General features: G+C 64.0%; 16 protein-coding genes and 1 pseudogene. 9 read left to right on the top strand and 8 right to left on the bottom strand.

Annotated features, from left to right (window positions below; translation table 11 throughout):
* Window positions 1-25: 25 nt before the first annotated feature.
* The 4 genes from IVB24_RS38910 to IVB24_RS38895 all read left to right on the top strand — a co-directional run bounded on the left by IVB24_RS38910 (window position 26) and on the right by IVB24_RS38895 (window position 3,751).
* Window positions 26-952 (top strand): TauD/TfdA family dioxygenase, encoded by a 927-nt coding sequence (locus IVB24_RS38910; RefSeq protein WP_247774363.1) that lies wholly within the window; start codon window positions 26-28, stop codon window positions 950-952.
* A 129-nt stretch (window positions 953-1,081) separates the two neighbouring features.
* Entirely contained in the window at window positions 1,082-2,032 is a 951-nt protein-coding gene (locus tag IVB24_RS38905) for an ABC transporter substrate-binding protein (RefSeq protein ID WP_247774411.1), read from the top strand.
* On the top strand, window positions 2,029-2,889 hold the full coding sequence (locus tag IVB24_RS38900) for an ABC transporter ATP-binding protein (protein ID WP_247774362.1): 861 nt from the start codon (window positions 2,029-2,031) through the stop codon (window positions 2,887-2,889). Before IVB24_RS38905 ends, IVB24_RS38900 begins: the two co-directional genes overlap by 4 nt.
* Window positions 2,882-3,751 carry an ABC transporter permease gene (locus IVB24_RS38895; protein ID WP_247774361.1) on the top strand — a complete coding sequence of 290 codons (870 nt, stop codon included), beginning with the start codon at window positions 2,882-2,884 and terminating at the stop codon, window positions 3,749-3,751. The genes IVB24_RS38900 and IVB24_RS38895 overlap by 8 nt, the downstream gene beginning before the upstream one ends.
* Here IVB24_RS38895 and IVB24_RS38890 read toward each other — a convergent pair.
* Window positions 3,687-3,878 (bottom strand): annotated as a pseudogene (locus IVB24_RS38890) (hypothetical protein); the annotation flags it as partial. The gene IVB24_RS38895 and the pseudogene IVB24_RS38890 overlap by 65 nt on opposite strands.
* Window positions 3,879-4,917: 1,039 nt before the next feature.
* On the opposite strand from IVB24_RS38890, the gene IVB24_RS38885 reads away from it, so the two are divergent.
* Together IVB24_RS38885 and IVB24_RS38880 are read left to right on the top strand one after the other, a co-directional pair.
* Window positions 4,918-5,139: a hypothetical protein gene (locus IVB24_RS38885; RefSeq protein ID WP_018457704.1), complete on the top strand. Its 222-nt coding sequence runs from the start codon at window positions 4,918-4,920 to the stop codon at window positions 5,137-5,139.
* A gap of 18 nt (window positions 5,140-5,157) precedes the next feature.
* Complete coding sequence (locus IVB24_RS38880) at window positions 5,158-5,580, top strand: hypothetical protein (RefSeq protein WP_247774360.1); 423 nt, start codon at window positions 5,158-5,160, stop codon at window positions 5,578-5,580.
* Window positions 5,581-5,853: 273 nt separating this feature from the next.
* Here IVB24_RS38880 and IVB24_RS38875 read toward each other — a convergent pair whose 3' ends face one another.
* The 7 genes from IVB24_RS38875 to mdcA are packed head-to-tail and all read right to left on the bottom strand — an operon-like array spanning window position 5,854 to window position 11,865.
* Entirely contained in the window at window positions 5,854-6,771 is a 918-nt protein-coding gene (locus IVB24_RS38875; protein ID WP_247774359.1) for an acyltransferase domain-containing protein, read from the bottom strand.
* Window positions 6,765-7,619 carry a triphosphoribosyl-dephospho-CoA synthase MdcB gene (mdcB, locus tag IVB24_RS38870; RefSeq protein ID WP_247774358.1) on the bottom strand — a complete coding sequence of 285 codons (855 nt, stop codon included), beginning with the start codon at window positions 7,617-7,619 and terminating at the stop codon, window positions 6,765-6,767. Before mdcB ends, IVB24_RS38875 begins: the two co-directional genes overlap by 7 nt.
* Complete coding sequence (mdcG, locus tag IVB24_RS38865) at window positions 7,616-8,263, bottom strand: malonate decarboxylase holo-[acyl-carrier-protein] synthase (RefSeq protein ID WP_247398978.1); 648 nt, start codon at window positions 8,261-8,263, stop codon at window positions 7,616-7,618. Before mdcG ends, mdcB begins: the two co-directional genes overlap by 4 nt.
* Window positions 8,256-8,993 (bottom strand): biotin-independent malonate decarboxylase subunit gamma, encoded by a 738-nt coding sequence (mdcE, locus tag IVB24_RS38860; RefSeq protein ID WP_039799792.1) that lies wholly within the window; start codon window positions 8,991-8,993, stop codon window positions 8,256-8,258. The genes mdcG and mdcE overlap by 8 nt, the downstream gene beginning before the upstream one ends.
* Complete coding sequence (locus IVB24_RS38855; protein WP_247774357.1) at window positions 8,980-9,894, bottom strand: biotin-independent malonate decarboxylase subunit beta; 915 nt, start codon at window positions 9,892-9,894, stop codon at window positions 8,980-8,982. Before IVB24_RS38855 ends, mdcE begins: the two co-directional genes overlap by 14 nt.
* Window positions 9,891-10,208, bottom strand: a complete 318-nt coding sequence (mdcC, locus tag IVB24_RS38850; protein ID WP_247282268.1) for a malonate decarboxylase acyl carrier protein — start codon at window positions 10,206-10,208, stop codon at window positions 9,891-9,893. The genes IVB24_RS38855 and mdcC overlap by 4 nt, the downstream gene beginning before the upstream one ends.
* Before the next feature lie 10 nt (window positions 10,209-10,218).
* Window positions 10,219-11,865, bottom strand: a complete 1,647-nt coding sequence (gene mdcA / locus IVB24_RS38845; RefSeq protein ID WP_247774356.1) for a malonate decarboxylase subunit alpha — start codon at window positions 11,863-11,865, stop codon at window positions 10,219-10,221.
* 193 nt (window positions 11,866-12,058) lie between these two features.
* On the opposite strand from mdcA, the gene madL reads away from it, so the two are divergent.
* The 3 genes from madL to IVB24_RS38830 are packed head-to-tail and all read left to right on the top strand — an operon-like array spanning window position 12,059 to window position 13,956.
* On the top strand, window positions 12,059-12,499 hold the full coding sequence (gene madL / locus IVB24_RS38840; protein ID WP_247774355.1) for a malonate transporter subunit MadL: 441 nt from the start codon (window positions 12,059-12,061) through the stop codon (window positions 12,497-12,499).
* Window positions 12,496-13,260 (top strand): malonate transporter subunit MadM, encoded by a 765-nt coding sequence (gene madM, locus IVB24_RS38835; RefSeq protein WP_247282266.1) that lies wholly within the window; start codon window positions 12,496-12,498, stop codon window positions 13,258-13,260. Before madL ends, madM begins: the two co-directional genes overlap by 4 nt.
* Window positions 13,261-13,956 (top strand): GntR family transcriptional regulator, encoded by a 696-nt coding sequence (locus IVB24_RS38830; RefSeq protein ID WP_247774354.1) that lies wholly within the window; start codon window positions 13,261-13,263, stop codon window positions 13,954-13,956.
* The last annotated feature ends 30 nt before the right edge of the window (window positions 13,957-13,986 follow it).

Raw genomic sequence — 13,986 nt, 5'->3', positions numbered from 1 at the left:
GGATCGCGATCTTGGGGAAAATGACATGACGGACGCAATCACCATCGGCAACGTCATTCCGCGCGCGGATATCGTCAAGCGGTCGGCACGTATCGGCGCGGAGATCAGGAACATCAAGCTCTCGGGCGATCTCCCGGACCCGACGATCGCGGCGATCAACCAGGTTCTGCTCGAGCACAAGGTCGTCTTCTTCCGCGACCAGAACCATCTCGACGACGCGGGGCAGGAGAGTTTTGCCGTGAGGCTCGGCAAACTGGTTCCGCACCCGACGGTCGGCGCGACCAAGGGAACGGCGTCGATCCTGGAGCTCGATTCCGGACGCGGCGGCGGCCGCGCCGACCAGTGGCACACCGACGTCACCTTCGTCGACGCCTATCCGAAGATCTCCGTGCTGCGCGGCGTCGTGATTCCCGAGTTCGGCGGCGATACGATCTGGTCGAACACGGCGGCATCCTATCTCAATCTGCCGGCACCGCTGCGCAAGCTCGCGGACGAACTCTGGGCGGTGCACAGCAACGCCTATGACTACGCCGTCAAGACCCGGGCGAGCGAGGCCGACAGGAAGCACTTCGAGGAGGTTTTCACCGGCACGATCTACGAGACCGAGCATCCCGTCGTTCGCGTTCATCCCGAGACCGGAGAACGGACGTTGGTGCTTGGCAATTTCGTCCAGCGCTTCGTCGGCCTGTCGAAATATGACAGCCAGAAGCTGTTCGACCTGTTCCAGTCACACATCACCGCGCCCGAGAATACGGTGCGCTGGAGCTGGCAGCAGGGTGATGTGGTGATCTGGGACAATCGCGCTACCCAGCACTACGCGGTCAACGACTACGGCGACCAGCACCGCGTCGTCCGGCGCGCCACCATCGACGGCGAAGTGCCGGTCAGCATCGACGGCCGCAACAGCGTCACCCGCGTCAAGTCGACCAAGCCACAGGCGAAGGCCGCCTGAAACGAGCGAGGAGTGAATACAATGGGAATTTCTATCTCTACCTGGCGTCGCCTGGTCGCCGGTCTGCGTGCAAGAGGACGGCAACTTGGCCTCGCCGCCATCGGGCTGACAGGGCTCGTCGGCAGCGCCATGGCCGAGCCGCAGCTCGAAAGGACCGAGATCCGCTATCAAGGCTGGGCCGGCCAGGTCACGTTTATCGAGCTGGCCGATGACCTCGGCTATCTCGCGCCGCTCAAGCTGAAATGGATCGGCAACACCATCAGCGGTCCGCAGGACATCCAGACCGTGGTGACCGGCGACATCGACATCGGCGGCGCGTTCTATGGCGCGATCATCAAGCTGATCGCGGCCAAGGCGCCGATCAAGGCGGTGGTCGGCTATTACGGCTCGGACGACAACACCTACAACGGCTATTACGTGAAGGATGACAGCCCGATCAAGACCGCGCGTGACCTGATCGGCAAGAAGGTCGCCGTCAACACGCTCGGTGCACATCTCGAATTCGTGCTGCGCGAGTATCTGGCTCGCAATGGCCTGACGCCGGCGGAGGCGAAGCAGGTGACGCTGGTCGCGATCCCGCCCGTCACCGGCGAGCAGGTACTGCGACAGGGCCAAGTCGAGGTGACCACGCTCAATGGCGTGCTGCGCGACAAGGCGCTCGAACGCGGCGGCATCCGCAGGCTGTTTGCCGATACCGACATCTTCGGAAACTTCACCGGCGGGTCCTACGTGCTGAGGGACAAGTTCATCAAGGACAATCCCAACACCTCGCGCAGGCTGGTCGAGGGCGTGTCCCGTGCCATCGAATGGGCGCAGACGACGCCGCCGGAGGAAGTTCGCGCCCGCTTTGAGCGCATCATCGCCGATCGCAAGCGCAACGAGGACGCCACACCGATCAAGTACTGGAAGAGCACGGGTGTTGCGACCAAGGGCGGCGTGATCGGCGATGCCGAGCTTCAGGTGTGGGTCGACTGGCTGGTCAAGGATGGTCTCTTGAAGACGGACCAGCTCAAGCCGTCTGATCTCTACACCAACGAGTTCAACTATTTCCGCCCCGGCAAGACCGCGGAGGCCAAATGACCAAGGCCAAGATCAGGTTCGAGCATGTCCGGAAGGAATTCCTGGTCCGGGGTACGGGTGGTGGGCCGGCGCAGCGCTTCACCGCGCTGGACGACATCACGCTGGATGTTCGGACCGGCGAGTTCCTTGCGCTGGTCGGGCCGAGCGGCTGCGGCAAGTCGACCTTGCTGGATCTGCTCGGTGGCCTTTCGCTGCCGAGCAGCGGGCGGATCCTGCTCGACGGCAAGGCCATCAACGGACCGGCGCGCGACCGGGGCATCGTGTTCCAGCAATACGCCCTGTTTCCCTGGCGGACGGCCGCGCAGAATGTCGAGTTCGGACTCGACATCGCCGGCCTGAAGGCCAGGGCGCGGCGGGAGAAGGCGCTGCACTATCTCGATCTGGTCGGGCTGTCCGGCTTTGCCGACCGTTATCCGCACGAGCTCTCGGGCGGCATGAAGCAGCGCGTCGCGATCGCGCGAAGCCTCGCCTACGATCCCGAGGTGCTGCTGATGGACGAGCCGTTCGCGGCGCTCGACGCGCAGACGCGCGAGACGCTGCAAGGCGAGCTGTTGCGGATCTGGCGCAGCACCGGAAAGACCATCCTGTTCATCACGCATGGCATCGACGAAGCCGTCGTCCTCGGCCAGCGCGTGGCGGTGATGACTTCGCGTCCCGGCCGCATCAAGCAGATCGTCGATATTCCCGACGAACTGCATAGCGAAACCGAGGACGTCCGCTCGTTGCCTCAATTCGGGCGTGTGCGGCATGAGGTCTGGTTCTTGCTGCGCGAGGAGGTGTTGACGGCACAAGGAGCTCAGGGCCCCGCAGCGGACGGCGAGGGCGTCGCAAAGGCGAAGGAACTGGCTCATGTCTAATCTGGAGGTCCTGACGCTGCTGGAGCTGGCCGAGGGAAGTCCGAAGCACCGGGCCGCACAACGCGTCGGTGCGCTTACCGCGGCGCCGGGCGGCTTCGCGCGATGGTTCGGTGTCATCGGGCAGCGATCGCTGCTGCTGGTGCTGTTCCTGACAGTCTGGGAGACGGCGCCGCGGCTGGGTCTGATCGACGTGACGTTCCTGCCGCCGTTCTCCGAGGTGATCGCCGCGGGCTGGCAGCTCGCGCAGAGCGGTGAACTCTATGAGGACGTCGGTGCGAGCCTGCTGCGGGCGCTGAGCGGATTCCTGATCGCGGTCGTTGTGATGGTGCCGCTCGGCCTGCTGACGGGATGGTACGCCCGGCTTGGCGATCTGCTGAACCAGACCATCGAGATCGCGCGCAACACGGCGCCGCTGGCGCTGCTGCCGGTGTTTATCCTGTTGCTCGGCATCGGCGAGCTCTCGAAGGTCACGATGGTGGTCTATAGCTGCGCCTGGCCGCTGCTGCTCAACACCATCGCGGCCGTGCGGCAGGTCGATCCGCTGCTGGTCAAGTCGGCGCGGACGATGGGCGCGACGCCAAGCCAATTGTTCCGCAAGGTGATCCTGCCGGCGTCGCTGCCAACCATCTTCGTCGGCATTCGGCTGGCAAGCGCTTCCGCGATGCTGGTGTTGGTCGCTTCCGAGATGGTCGGTGCCAAGTCCGGGCTCGGCTATCTCATCATCAACAGCCAGTACAGTTTCCTGATCCCGCAGATGTATTTCGGCATCCTCGGCATCACCGTGATCGGCCTCGTCTTCAACGCGATCCTCGAGGCGCTGGAACGTCGCTTGATGCGCTGGAAGGCGCCCGTAGCGGCCTAGCCCCGTTGTTGCGGGCCGTAGCCTGCGTCACGAAGCTGTTTGGCGGCGCATCTTCGGTCACCCAGACGTTGCCCCCAATCGTCGAGCCGCGGCCGATCGTGATCCGGCCGAGGATGGTCGCGCTCGCCCGATGATGAGCGCGGCGCGATGGACTGGTCGCACAAGCTGTCGAGCGCAATGCTGAGGCGGTTGGGGAGAACGACATGCAGACGCGCCCCGGTTCTGGCCTAGGCTCAAAAGTGCTACGTGCTCGCGAAACAGTGGGCTCGAGAACGAAGATGACCTTACCTACGAGCTGCTCCATGACGACGTCGTGACGGCCGATCACCTCCCGCCGCAAAGCATCACGGGGGCGGCTTTCCACATTGTGTGTGCGCTGTCTGAGATGGACGTGACTGTGGCGAGCGAGCTTCGCCGTTGCGACTAGCGTCCGTTGCTCAAACGATGAGGGGCGACTCTTGGCTGCACTGCAACGCCGATGGCGCTGCACGATTAGGATGCGAAAAGGACAGGGTCGCGCTCCTATCGCTTGGGAAGGAGACCTGATATTTTGTCGCCGTAACCTTTTCATCGAAATCTTTGAAGACGCTCCAAATTTGATCGTACCCCGGTGGGGAGTTTTGTTCATGCAAAGCGATTTAAGGTGCGCCGGGCGTCACGCGGCGAGTGCCGTTGAGGTGGAAGAGTTCGCCGCCGAGCCTCTAGCGACCGGCAGGCCCGAAGCTGCAAACGATAACAACGAGGACGGCCCCTCGCTGCTCGTTCCATTTCCTGAGGGTTGGTACGCAACTTGTTGAAACATGGTCCGAGATCGGGGCCTAGCTTCCGAGTGCGCGTACTATCCGCTCGACCGTACGAAGCGGTGTTCCGCTCTTTTCTGCCGTGTCCTTTGCGAAGCTGCCCGTACCGCCAATTTGGCGGATTGATCTGCGGTCGCCGCCCTTCTTCGTCTCGGATGCACCGCCTCATAAGCCGGCTTCCGCTTTGCGACCAGCTTCGCCCGTTGTGCCGCCCTCAGGTCGCGGATCAGGTTCTCATCGATTTCAGCGAGCCAGACGATCCCGACTAAAAAGACGGCAGAACGAAATTTGCCGAGAGCAGGAACACTATTCACCGGGGCGAGGTTTGCTTTTCATCAGAGGCTAGGGATCGCGGAGTTCTCTTCCATGGCTACCCAGATCGTAATGGACAGCACAGGCGACAGCAGACATTTTTTTGAGCGAGAGGACCCGAAGGGGCTCGCCGAGGCTGAGCGGCGCTTCAAGAAGTTCACCGCCCAGGGATTTACCGCTGCCACTCGGACGCCGGCCGGCGATCTCAAGCTGATACGGTCGTTTGATCCAACAGCGGAGGAAACGCTGTTCTATCCGCACTTAGTCGGCGGTTAGAACCGTCCAGCATCAAAGATGTTTTTGTTCGGACGTAACGTCGCCCAGGGCGCGCGTCTACGTGCCCTGCGTGCCCTTTATCGGAACTTCAACGAGCAAAATGGCCCGGAAGCGCGTGCACGTCGTCTTTTGCGGGAATGGTTATCTCCAGAACAGCGCGCGCAATTTGATGCCAATGGCTTTTTTGAAGTCGCTGGTTCTCTTACTGGCCGTCGATACCGAATTTATCAGGGCACGATGAGTAATGTTTTGGAGCTGGATGAACAACTGGAGCCTAAGGTGGGGTGGTGCTTCCTCCCCGAACGGGCGTTGGCAGTTGGCGATGTGATGCTCGCCCAGAAGATCGCACTCGAAACTGACGAAGCCGCAGTTCTCGCGATCGCGAAGTCGTTTTCTCCGAGACTGCCGTTTGTGCCCCGAGCAGTGCGGCGCGGTGACTAGAGCTGATCATGGGCGGGGCCGTCACTTGTGACGGCGGCGACCCCTCGCCGCGAAGGCGCCGTTACGCGAGACGCGGGCCACTTCGCGACTGCATCCAGCATGGGCGCTGGGCCCGATCGACGCAAGATCGTCCGTGCGTTAGTGTTACTTGAACCGCGGCCTAACAACGTTCGGCCGCTTCGTGGATCGGGCGGTGAGACCGTTTCCTCAACAGCTCGCAGATCCGGCCTGCTTTGCAACGCACGCGAGCGTGGCTCGCTCCCGGATCTCCTGCTATACGGCAGCAACCCAGTTACGTAGGCCCTCGATCGTGCGAAAGCCGTCGGCGGCGTAGCAGCGCATGTCCGGCTGAGATGCTAGCATCATCTCCGCCAGCGCGTGTCCGGGCCCGAGGTCTAATACCTCGGTGACGCCCAGCTCTGTAAGCGCGTCCAGGGTTGCCGCCCAATCAATAGGATGGGCGACCTGGTTTGCCAGCTTCACCGTCGCGCCCGCGACCGAGAAGATGCGTTCGCCGTCACCGCCGGCAAGTAAGACGCGATGGTTTGCGACGGCCGCGTCCCTGTTGACATCGAGTGCCTGTTGCAGAGGTTGGCAGGCCTGCGCGAGCCTTGTCGTATGCGACGCGATTTTGACGGCCAGAAGCCCCGTTCGCGCTCCTTTCCGGGCAGCCTCGTCGCAGAGCGCAATGACCTCCCGCTCCACGCCTCCGATCACGAAAAGAAGGTCCGGATTCCTGATCGCGATCTCGCAGCGGTGCTTTGCAAGCAGAGGTTCGATCGTAGCCCGGTCGAGCCCGCGGATGTAACCCAGGCGACCGGTGGGCCCCGCTGCGTTCTCCATCAGCCGGGCACGAATATTGGTGAGCCGCAACGCTTCTTCGGCAGTCCAGATTCCCGCGATACCCCAGGCCGCCATCTCGCCGACGCTATACCCGGTGACAGCGGTCTTTTCGGTCAACAGGTCAGCGATGCAGGCGTGGGTCGCGAGAGCCGATGTGACGGTCAGGATCTGGCTGGCATAATTCTCGGACAGTTGCTCGGGGTTGCGCGTCCGAACGAATTCCCGCGGGTCCTCACCGAGCCAAGCCGTCGCCGCGGCGAAGATTGACTCCGCGGCAGGCTGGTCCGCGACAAGATCAAAGATCTTGCCGGAAAGCGCACCTTGTCCGCCGCAGAGCAGTGCTAACATCCGCGATCTATCCGATCGACGAATAGCGCCATGGCCAGCAGGTCTGCGGAGCCGCCGGGACTGAGATTGCGGGTCAGGAACGCTTGGTGAATGTCGGCGGCACGCCTGCGCCATTCCGGTGATCCAACACCGCCGGCGGAAAGGAACGCTGACGCGCTGGCTTGCGCGAAGCACAGTCCCTCGGGCCCGCCTCGATGCAGGAGGTTGGTGTCGGTGACGCTAGTAATCAAGCTCATGCACGTCTGAACGCGAGCGGCTTCCTCGTCATGAGGTGCAAGCTCGCGCGCTGCCTGCAGCGCGGGTAGGGCGATGTCGTAGACAGACGGGAAACCGTCGGCGGCTTCCCCCCTGGCGCCCCCGGCGCCATAGCGCCGCGCGGCCACAGCGCCGTGGCTGCGCAGCGATACCGGGCCAGATAGGATGTCCTCGCCCCAACGCTCCGAAACCAGCCGGCCAAGAGATTTGCAAATGCCGACGGCATTCCGATAGCCGGCCGCGGCGCAGAGCAGGCCCAGTCCGAAAATCGCGCCGCGATGGGTGTTGACGCCGGAGGTCGCAGCCATCATCGCGCGCTCCGCGGCAACCCCGATGGCGCGCAGCCGGTTCATGCCCGCACCTGCGGCGCCCGCGAGGGCGAGATCGCTGAAGAAAGGCATCAAGGTCTCAGCGCTCAGGCACAACAGCCCGGCGTCCATGTCGCGATGCGCACCGTTGTCGACATGGCTGACAAGCCCGGGCTTCGGATAGGTCTTTACTTCCAGCTTCAGGCATAGCGAAGCAAGATGACCGAGCTGCTCGGCATCAAGCGCGCCGCCCGGCTGGGATTGCCATCTGAGCGCAATGGTCATGAGACATGACCTGTGAGGAAGGCCGCGCGAGTCGTGGTGGTCACTCCTGCCGGGCTCTTCACAAGCACTTCGTCTTCGTCAGTGCCGGTTAGTTCGCGCCATTGAACCCCGCCGGCGGGACCTGTGATCTCACCGTCCAGCCGCATCGGCGACTGCTTTGCGATCCGCGCGATGCCGGACAACAGAATTCCGGTCTTGTCGGCCGACGAGAGAGGCCACAGCAGATCGAGGTCCGAGCCGTCCGAAAGATAGGGCAGGCCGGTGAGGTGCTGCCAAGCAAGGCTGCCATAGGCGCGGGTCTCCGGCAGGAGTTCGACGAGTTTCTCAATCGTCTCGCGCCAAGCGGTCGGCGCCGCGGCCGCGGCGTCGGCCAGCAACGGAGGCTGAGCGAACGCGACGATATCGGCTGCGGCCAGCGAGACCGCAATACGACGTTTACCATGGCTCGGCGGCAGCGGCAGGCCGAGCGGAACGAGGCCTGCAGTATCGCTGCAAGCCGGTCGGCGAACGACGAGAGGACGGCCGACGTGTGCCCAGCCTGCGACGATCGGCTCGCTGGCGAGTTCCGGATAACGCTTCATCACGGCCGTCCAGCCGGCGGCTGTGACCTTGACCATGCTGTGGCGCGCGAGAGCTTCACCCATTTGGCGCTCCTTGATGTGAAGTGGCTGAGACGACAACGCGCTCGGCAAGTTCGGCCGCTTTCCGCCGGCCGCCACGTTGGGCACCGATCTGGCCGCGATCATCCTGTCCGTGCGGTCGTTGCAGCACGGCCGCAAGCTGCGGCGCCAGCGGCGCATGTTCATCCCAGACGGCGTGAATGCCGCCGGTCTGCACCATGTTGTCGAGCCCGGGCGCGAACACCGGCGTGGCTTCGGCCTTGGCTTTCAAGACGTCGATCGGAAGCTTGGTGACCCGGGCCATCGACGGCAGATCCATCACCGCGGGATGCGCGCCGGGCAGCGCCACCAGCGTGCCGGCGGCAAGCGCGGTGGCGATGAATGCGCCGGCGGCGCTGCCGCCATAGAGCAGGCCGACGGTGCGGTGTCCTTCGGCTTCCGCCAGCAGCAGGGCCTTGGCGAGATGCGACAGATATTCGCTGAGGCCCAGCAGTTCGTCGCGCTTGCTCATGCGCTGGCTGGCGGAATCCACCAGGAACAGGATCGGCGCACGGTCCTTCGTTTGGACGATCTCGACCAGCCGCCCCGCGAGCACGATGGCTTCGTCCACGCCGAGCGGCTGCCCCTGCGTGATGCCGAGCACGTGGATTGGTCCGCCGTCAGGCAGCGTCGCCTCCCCCGCGATCATCGCGCCGGTCGTTTTGATCTTGCGGCCGTTCGGGAATAGGCCGGCCAGGATGTCATCGAGCGTCATCGGCATTCTCCCTGTTGGCTGCCGCGCGAAGAAATGCGCCGGTCGGAAGTGCGGGAATCTCGGTCGGCTGCCCGATGCCGAGCGTCTCCCAGATATCGACGGCGTCCTCGGCCTCGCCAAAGCGCTGCAGCCGTCGTTCGAGGCGCTTCTGCTCGGCCTCGAGAATCTCGGCGTCGCATCGTCTGGCTATTTTGATCGCGTCAATGGCCGCCTCGCGAAACGCCGTCGCTTCGTCGTCGACGAAGATATCGGCACCGCCGATGAGATAGCGGTGCTTGCCGCCCATCGTGCGCCAGACCAGCGCGCGGTCGCGCGAGTCGAATTCCTCGATCCCCTTGTTGGTTTCGATCACCTCGGGGCCGCTGACGCTGAGCCGCCCCTGTTCGGAGATGATCAGCCGCGAGCAGGTGCCCGCGATCAGGCTGCCGCCGCCATAGCAGCCGGCGCGCCCCCCGATCAGGCCGACGACGTGGATGCCGCCGCGGCGTGCCTCGATGATCGCGCGCATGATCTCGGCGATCGCAAGCTCGCCGGCATTGGCCTCCTGGAGCCGCACGCCGCCGGTGTCGAACAGGATCAGCAGATCTTGCTTGAGCGTGCGAGCTGCGCGCAGGAGGCCGGTGAGCTTGGCGCCGTGGACCTCACCGAAGGCGCCGCCCATGAAGCGTCCTTCCTGTGCGGCGACGAACACCGGCGAGCCATCCAGGCGACCGCGGCCGATGACGATGCCGTCGTCGAACTGCTCCGGCAGGTCGAAGATCGCCAGATGCGGGCTCATCTCGCGCTGCTCGGGACCGATGAATTCGGAAAAGCTGCCGGCATCGAGGAGCGCGTCGACGCGTTGCCGGGCGCTCGCCTCGTACCAGCTCAGCGAAACGGTGTTGGCTGTGACGGCTGTCATTGTTCCGGCTCCTCGATCTTGCGGACGCCTTGCGCGAGGCGCAACGCGACCGTGTCGGGTCGGGCTCCGCCGTCATTGATGGAGATGCGCAAGCCGCCGGCAGAGCGGCGGGCGACGAAGTCGCGGACCACAGCGTCCCACACCATGCCGAAGCCGTGGGCCGCCGTCGCGATCTCGATGGTGCAGACATCCGGCGGTGAGGCCCGTTGCAGCAGGACTTCGAGATTGCCGGAGGCGACGACCCCGACGATCGCCTGCGTGCGGGTGCCGCCGGCGCTGTTCGGGGAAGACAGTCTGAAGCTGAGCTTTTCCATGCAAAACTCCTCACCAATTGCGGAAGCGGCTGGGCGGATGGTAGAGGCCGCCGGAGGCCAGCATGAGATCCTTGATCGAGCGGGCCGCCAGCAGACGCCGATCGGCGTCGAGCGGATCGATGCCGAGATCCTCGGGGCGCCGGATCACACCGCGCTGCCTGAGCTGCTCGACCAGTTTTGGATCGCGGGCTCGACCGATGTCCGTGTATCCGGCAACACCGCGGATCGCCTGCTCGCGTTCGTCCTTGGTCCGGCACATCAGGAGGTTGGCGATACCCTCTTCGGTGACGATGTGCGTGACGTCGTCGGAATAGACCATCACCGGCGCGAGATCGAGGTTGAGCGCGCGCGCCAGCTCGAGCGCGTCGAGCCGCTCGACGAACAGCGGGGCGTTGCGGTCGCCAAAGGTCTCGCCGATCTGCACCACGAGCTTTCGACCGCGGCGCAGTGCAGCCGGGGAGTCCGGATCGGCTTCGGCGCCGGCCTTAAGCCAGGGTTCGCTCGGGTGGCGACGGCCGCGCGGATCGGATCCCATGTTGGGCGCACCGCCGAATCCGGCGATGCGGCTGGTCGTCACCGTCGAACTGTGGCCCTCGAGGTCGATCTGGAGCGTCGAGCCGATAAACATGTCGCAGGCATAAAGGCCCGCCGTCTGGCAGAAGGCGCGGTTGGATCGCAGCGAGCCGTCCGGCCCGGTAAAGAAGATGTCCGGACGGGCGGCGACATAGTCCTCCATGCCCACTTCCGATCCGAAGCAGTGGATCTGCTCAACCCAGCCGGATTCAATTGCCGGAATCATTGTGGGGTGTGGATTGAGCGCGAAGTGGGTGCAGACCTTGCCCTTGAGGCCGAGCTTTTCGCCATAGGTCGGCAGCAGCAGCTCGATCGCGGCGGTATTGAAGCCGATGCCGTGATTGAGCCGGCGCACGCCGTAGGGCGCGTAGATGCCCTTGATGGCGAGCATCGCCGTCAGGATCTGGGTCTCGGTAATGGCGGCGGGATCGCGGGTGAAGAGCGGCTCGACGTAGAAGGGCCGGCCGCCCTCGACCACGAAATGCACGAGGTCGCCGGGAATGTCGACCCGCGGCACCTTGTCGACGATCTCGGTGACCTGCGCCACGACGAGACCGTTCTTGTAGCTCGTCGCTTCCACCACCGTGGGCGTATCTTCGGTATTCGGTCCCGTATAGAGGTTGCCGTCCTTGTCGGCGCTCACCGCGGCGATCAGCGCGACGTTCGGCGTGAGATCGATGAAATAGCGGGCGAACAGCTCGAGATAGGTATGGACGGCGCCGAGCTCGATCTTGCGGCCGAACAGCATCTTGGCGATGCGCGCCGCTTGCGGACCGGAATAGGAAAAGTCGAGCCGCCGCGCGATGCCCTTCTCGAAGACATCGAGATGCGCAGGCAGCACCACGCCGGACTGCACCATGTGCAAGTCGTGAACCTCCGCAGGGTCGAGGTTCGCGAGCGCGGAAGCGAGGAGGTCGGCCTGCTTCTGATTGTCGCCCTCCAGGCACACCCGGTCGCCCGACCTGATCACCGCCTTGAGAAACGCGGGCAGGTTTGGGAGCGGGACGATCTTGCCCTTGGCGTGCCGTCGACCGGCCGTCAGGCGCTCTCCGAGGGCGGCCTTTTGCATACCCCAATCGCTCATCGTGGCTCCTTGGCATGCCGAATTGGCTTCGACGATCCTTAATGTATGCGTATTGTCTTTCATTGTCAATTAGTGTATGCACCAAGCCATAAGCGATGGAAGTTCGCATACACAGGAGGAAAACTAGGATGCGATTGCATACAAGGCGGCCATATCCAGGGCTTGGTTCCTCGCTCAGCAAGCGGAGGCGCCCGTGACCATTTCCGGCGTTGCACTGCTTGCGATCTGCACCCTTCTCGGCGGCCAGTTGGGGGACCTGCTTGGCGTTGCCCTCGGCGTGAAAGCCAATGTCGGCGGCGTCGGCATCGCGATGATGTTCCTGATTGCCGCTCGGCTCTGGCTGATGCGGCATGGCCAGCTCAGTCACGGGCTCAAGACCGGCGTCGAGTTCTGGGGCAGCTTCTACATCCCGATCGTGGTCGCCATGGCGGCGCAGCAGAACGTGGTCGCTGCGGTCAAAGGCGGACCGGTCGTCCTCATTGCGGGAATCGGCTCGGTCGCGGTGTGTTTCGCGATGGTGGCCCTGATCGGCCGGCTCAGCGGCCGTGTCGAGACCATGGACGAGATCGAAGCGCGAGAGGCCGAGGCACTCGCCGGGCCTGTGCCTCACTTCAAATCCGGGAGGATCGGATGAACATGATATCTCACGTTCTCGCCGCCAATGCGCTGATCACCGCTTTCGCGGCCGTCGGGATCCTGATGTGGATCTCGGGAGCGATCTCGAAATACCTCACCTTCGGGCGGATCCACGCCTCCGCGATCGCTATCATGCTCGGCCTTGCCCTGGCCTTTTTCGGAGGGCTGGCCACCGGTGGCGAAAAGGGTGTGGCCGACCTGCCGGCGCTGGCGGGGATTGGCTTGATGGGCGGCGCAATGCTGCGGGATTTCGCCATCGTCGCCACGGCCTTCGAGGTCGACGTCGTTCATGCGCGCAAGGCCGGCGCGATCGGCGCCATCGCGCTTGGGCTGGGAACGGTTGTTCCCTTCATCCTCGGCGTAATTGTCGCAGCCGCCTTTGGCTACACCGATGCCGTCTCGATGACGACGATCGGCGCCGGCGCGGTGACCTACATCGTCGGGCCGGTCACGGGGGCGGCGATCGGAGCATCTTCACCGGTTATTGCGCTCTCGATTGCGACGGGTGTATTCAAGGCAGTGATCGTGATGATCGGTACGCCCTTCGTCGCGAAGATGATCGGTCTGAATAATCCGCGCAGCGCAATGGTGTTTGGCGGCTTGATGGGAACGGTCAGCGGCGTGTCCGGAGGGCTTGCGGCGACCGACCGGCGTCTGGTGCCTTACGGTGCGTTGACGGCGACATTTCATACCGGCTTGGGGTGCCTCGTCGCACCATCCATTCTCTACTTTACGGTGCGCGCAATCATAGGAAGCTGAATGGCAGGTCTGTTCAAAGTTGCGGCTGAGGCAGAAGAAGATGGCGGCCTTCTCTCCGATCGCATCCGCAATGCGCTCACCGACGAGATTGCCTCCGGTGCGCTGGTTGCCGGTTCGGCGCTGGAAGAGCAGCAGCTTGCCGATCGCTTTGGGGCTTCCCGCACGCCGGTGCGAGAAGCGCTCCGGCAGCTCGTCGTCAGCGGGCTCGTCGAGGTGCGGGGCCGTCGCGGGCTCGTCGTGGCACGGATGACACCCGAACGCATTATGGACATGTTCGAGACCAGCGCAGAGGTGGAGGCGATGTGTGTCAGGCTCGCGACCTATCGCATGACGCCGCTGGAGCGCAGCGATCTAATCGAGCTCCACGACAGCTCGCTGGCAATGGTCGATGCCAACGACGTCGATGCCTACGACGCGTTCAATCGGCTGTTCCACGAAGGCATCTATAGCGCAACGCACAACGCGTTCATGGCCGAGCAGGCGCAGGAGGTCCGTGCGCGTCTCAGCGCCTTCCGCCGCACGCAATTGCGGCAGGGCGACCGCATCCGCAAGTCCCGTGACGAGCATGATTCCATCATGCAGGCGATTGCGGAGGGCGATGGCGATACGGCCTCTCGCAGAATGCGCGCGCACATGTTGAACGCCGCCGCAGCGCTTCGGCGCTACATCGACGATCGCGCCGGCGGACAAGGTTGAGTGTGACAGCAGGATGAGCATACTTGCGCA

Source organism: Bradyrhizobium sp. 192 (assembly GCF_023100965.1).
Lineage (GTDB): Bacteria > Pseudomonadota > Alphaproteobacteria > Rhizobiales > Xanthobacteraceae > Bradyrhizobium > Bradyrhizobium symbiodeficiens.
The sequence above is the reverse complement of the archived record's forward strand: the minus strand, read 5'-3'. Positions and strand labels throughout refer to the sequence as shown.

Coding starts and splice junctions, on each gene's coding strand:
- IVB24_RS38910 (WP_247774363.1), top strand. CDS start 26: ATGACGGACGCAATCACCATCGGCAACGTCATTCCGCGCGCGGATATC.
- IVB24_RS38905 (WP_247774411.1), top strand. CDS start 1,082: ATGGCCGAGCCGCAGCTCGAAAGGACCGAGATCCGCTATCAAGGCTGG.
- IVB24_RS38900 (WP_247774362.1), top strand. CDS start 2,029: ATGACCAAGGCCAAGATCAGGTTCGAGCATGTCCGGAAGGAATTCCTG.
- IVB24_RS38895 (WP_247774361.1), top strand. CDS start 2,882: ATGTCTAATCTGGAGGTCCTGACGCTGCTGGAGCTGGCCGAGGGAAGT.
- IVB24_RS38885 (WP_018457704.1), top strand. CDS start 4,918: ATGGCTACCCAGATCGTAATGGACAGCACAGGCGACAGCAGACATTTT.
- IVB24_RS38880 (WP_247774360.1), top strand. CDS start 5,158: ATGTTTTTGTTCGGACGTAACGTCGCCCAGGGCGCGCGTCTACGTGCC.
- IVB24_RS38875 (WP_247774359.1), bottom strand. CDS start 6,771: ATGTTAGCACTGCTCTGCGGCGGACAAGGTGCGCTTTCCGGCAAGATC.
- mdcB (WP_247774358.1), bottom strand. CDS start 7,619: ATGACCATTGCGCTCAGATGGCAATCCCAGCCGGGCGGCGCGCTTGAT.
- mdcG (WP_247398978.1), bottom strand. CDS start 8,263: ATGGGTGAAGCTCTCGCGCGCCACAGCATGGTCAAGGTCACAGCCGCC.
- mdcE (WP_039799792.1), bottom strand. CDS start 8,993: ATGACGCTCGATGACATCCTGGCCGGCCTATTCCCGAACGGCCGCAAG.
- IVB24_RS38855 (WP_247774357.1), bottom strand. CDS start 9,894: ATGACAGCCGTCACAGCCAACACCGTTTCGCTGAGCTGGTACGAGGCG.
- mdcC (WP_247282268.1), bottom strand. CDS start 10,208: ATGGAAAAGCTCAGCTTCAGACTGTCTTCCCCGAACAGCGCCGGCGGC.
- mdcA (WP_247774356.1), bottom strand. CDS start 11,865: ATGAGCGATTGGGGTATGCAAAAGGCCGCCCTCGGAGAGCGCCTGACG.
- madM (WP_247282266.1), top strand. CDS start 12,496: ATGAACATGATATCTCACGTTCTCGCCGCCAATGCGCTGATCACCGCT.
- IVB24_RS38830 (WP_247774354.1), top strand. CDS start 13,261: ATGGCAGGTCTGTTCAAAGTTGCGGCTGAGGCAGAAGAAGATGGCGGC.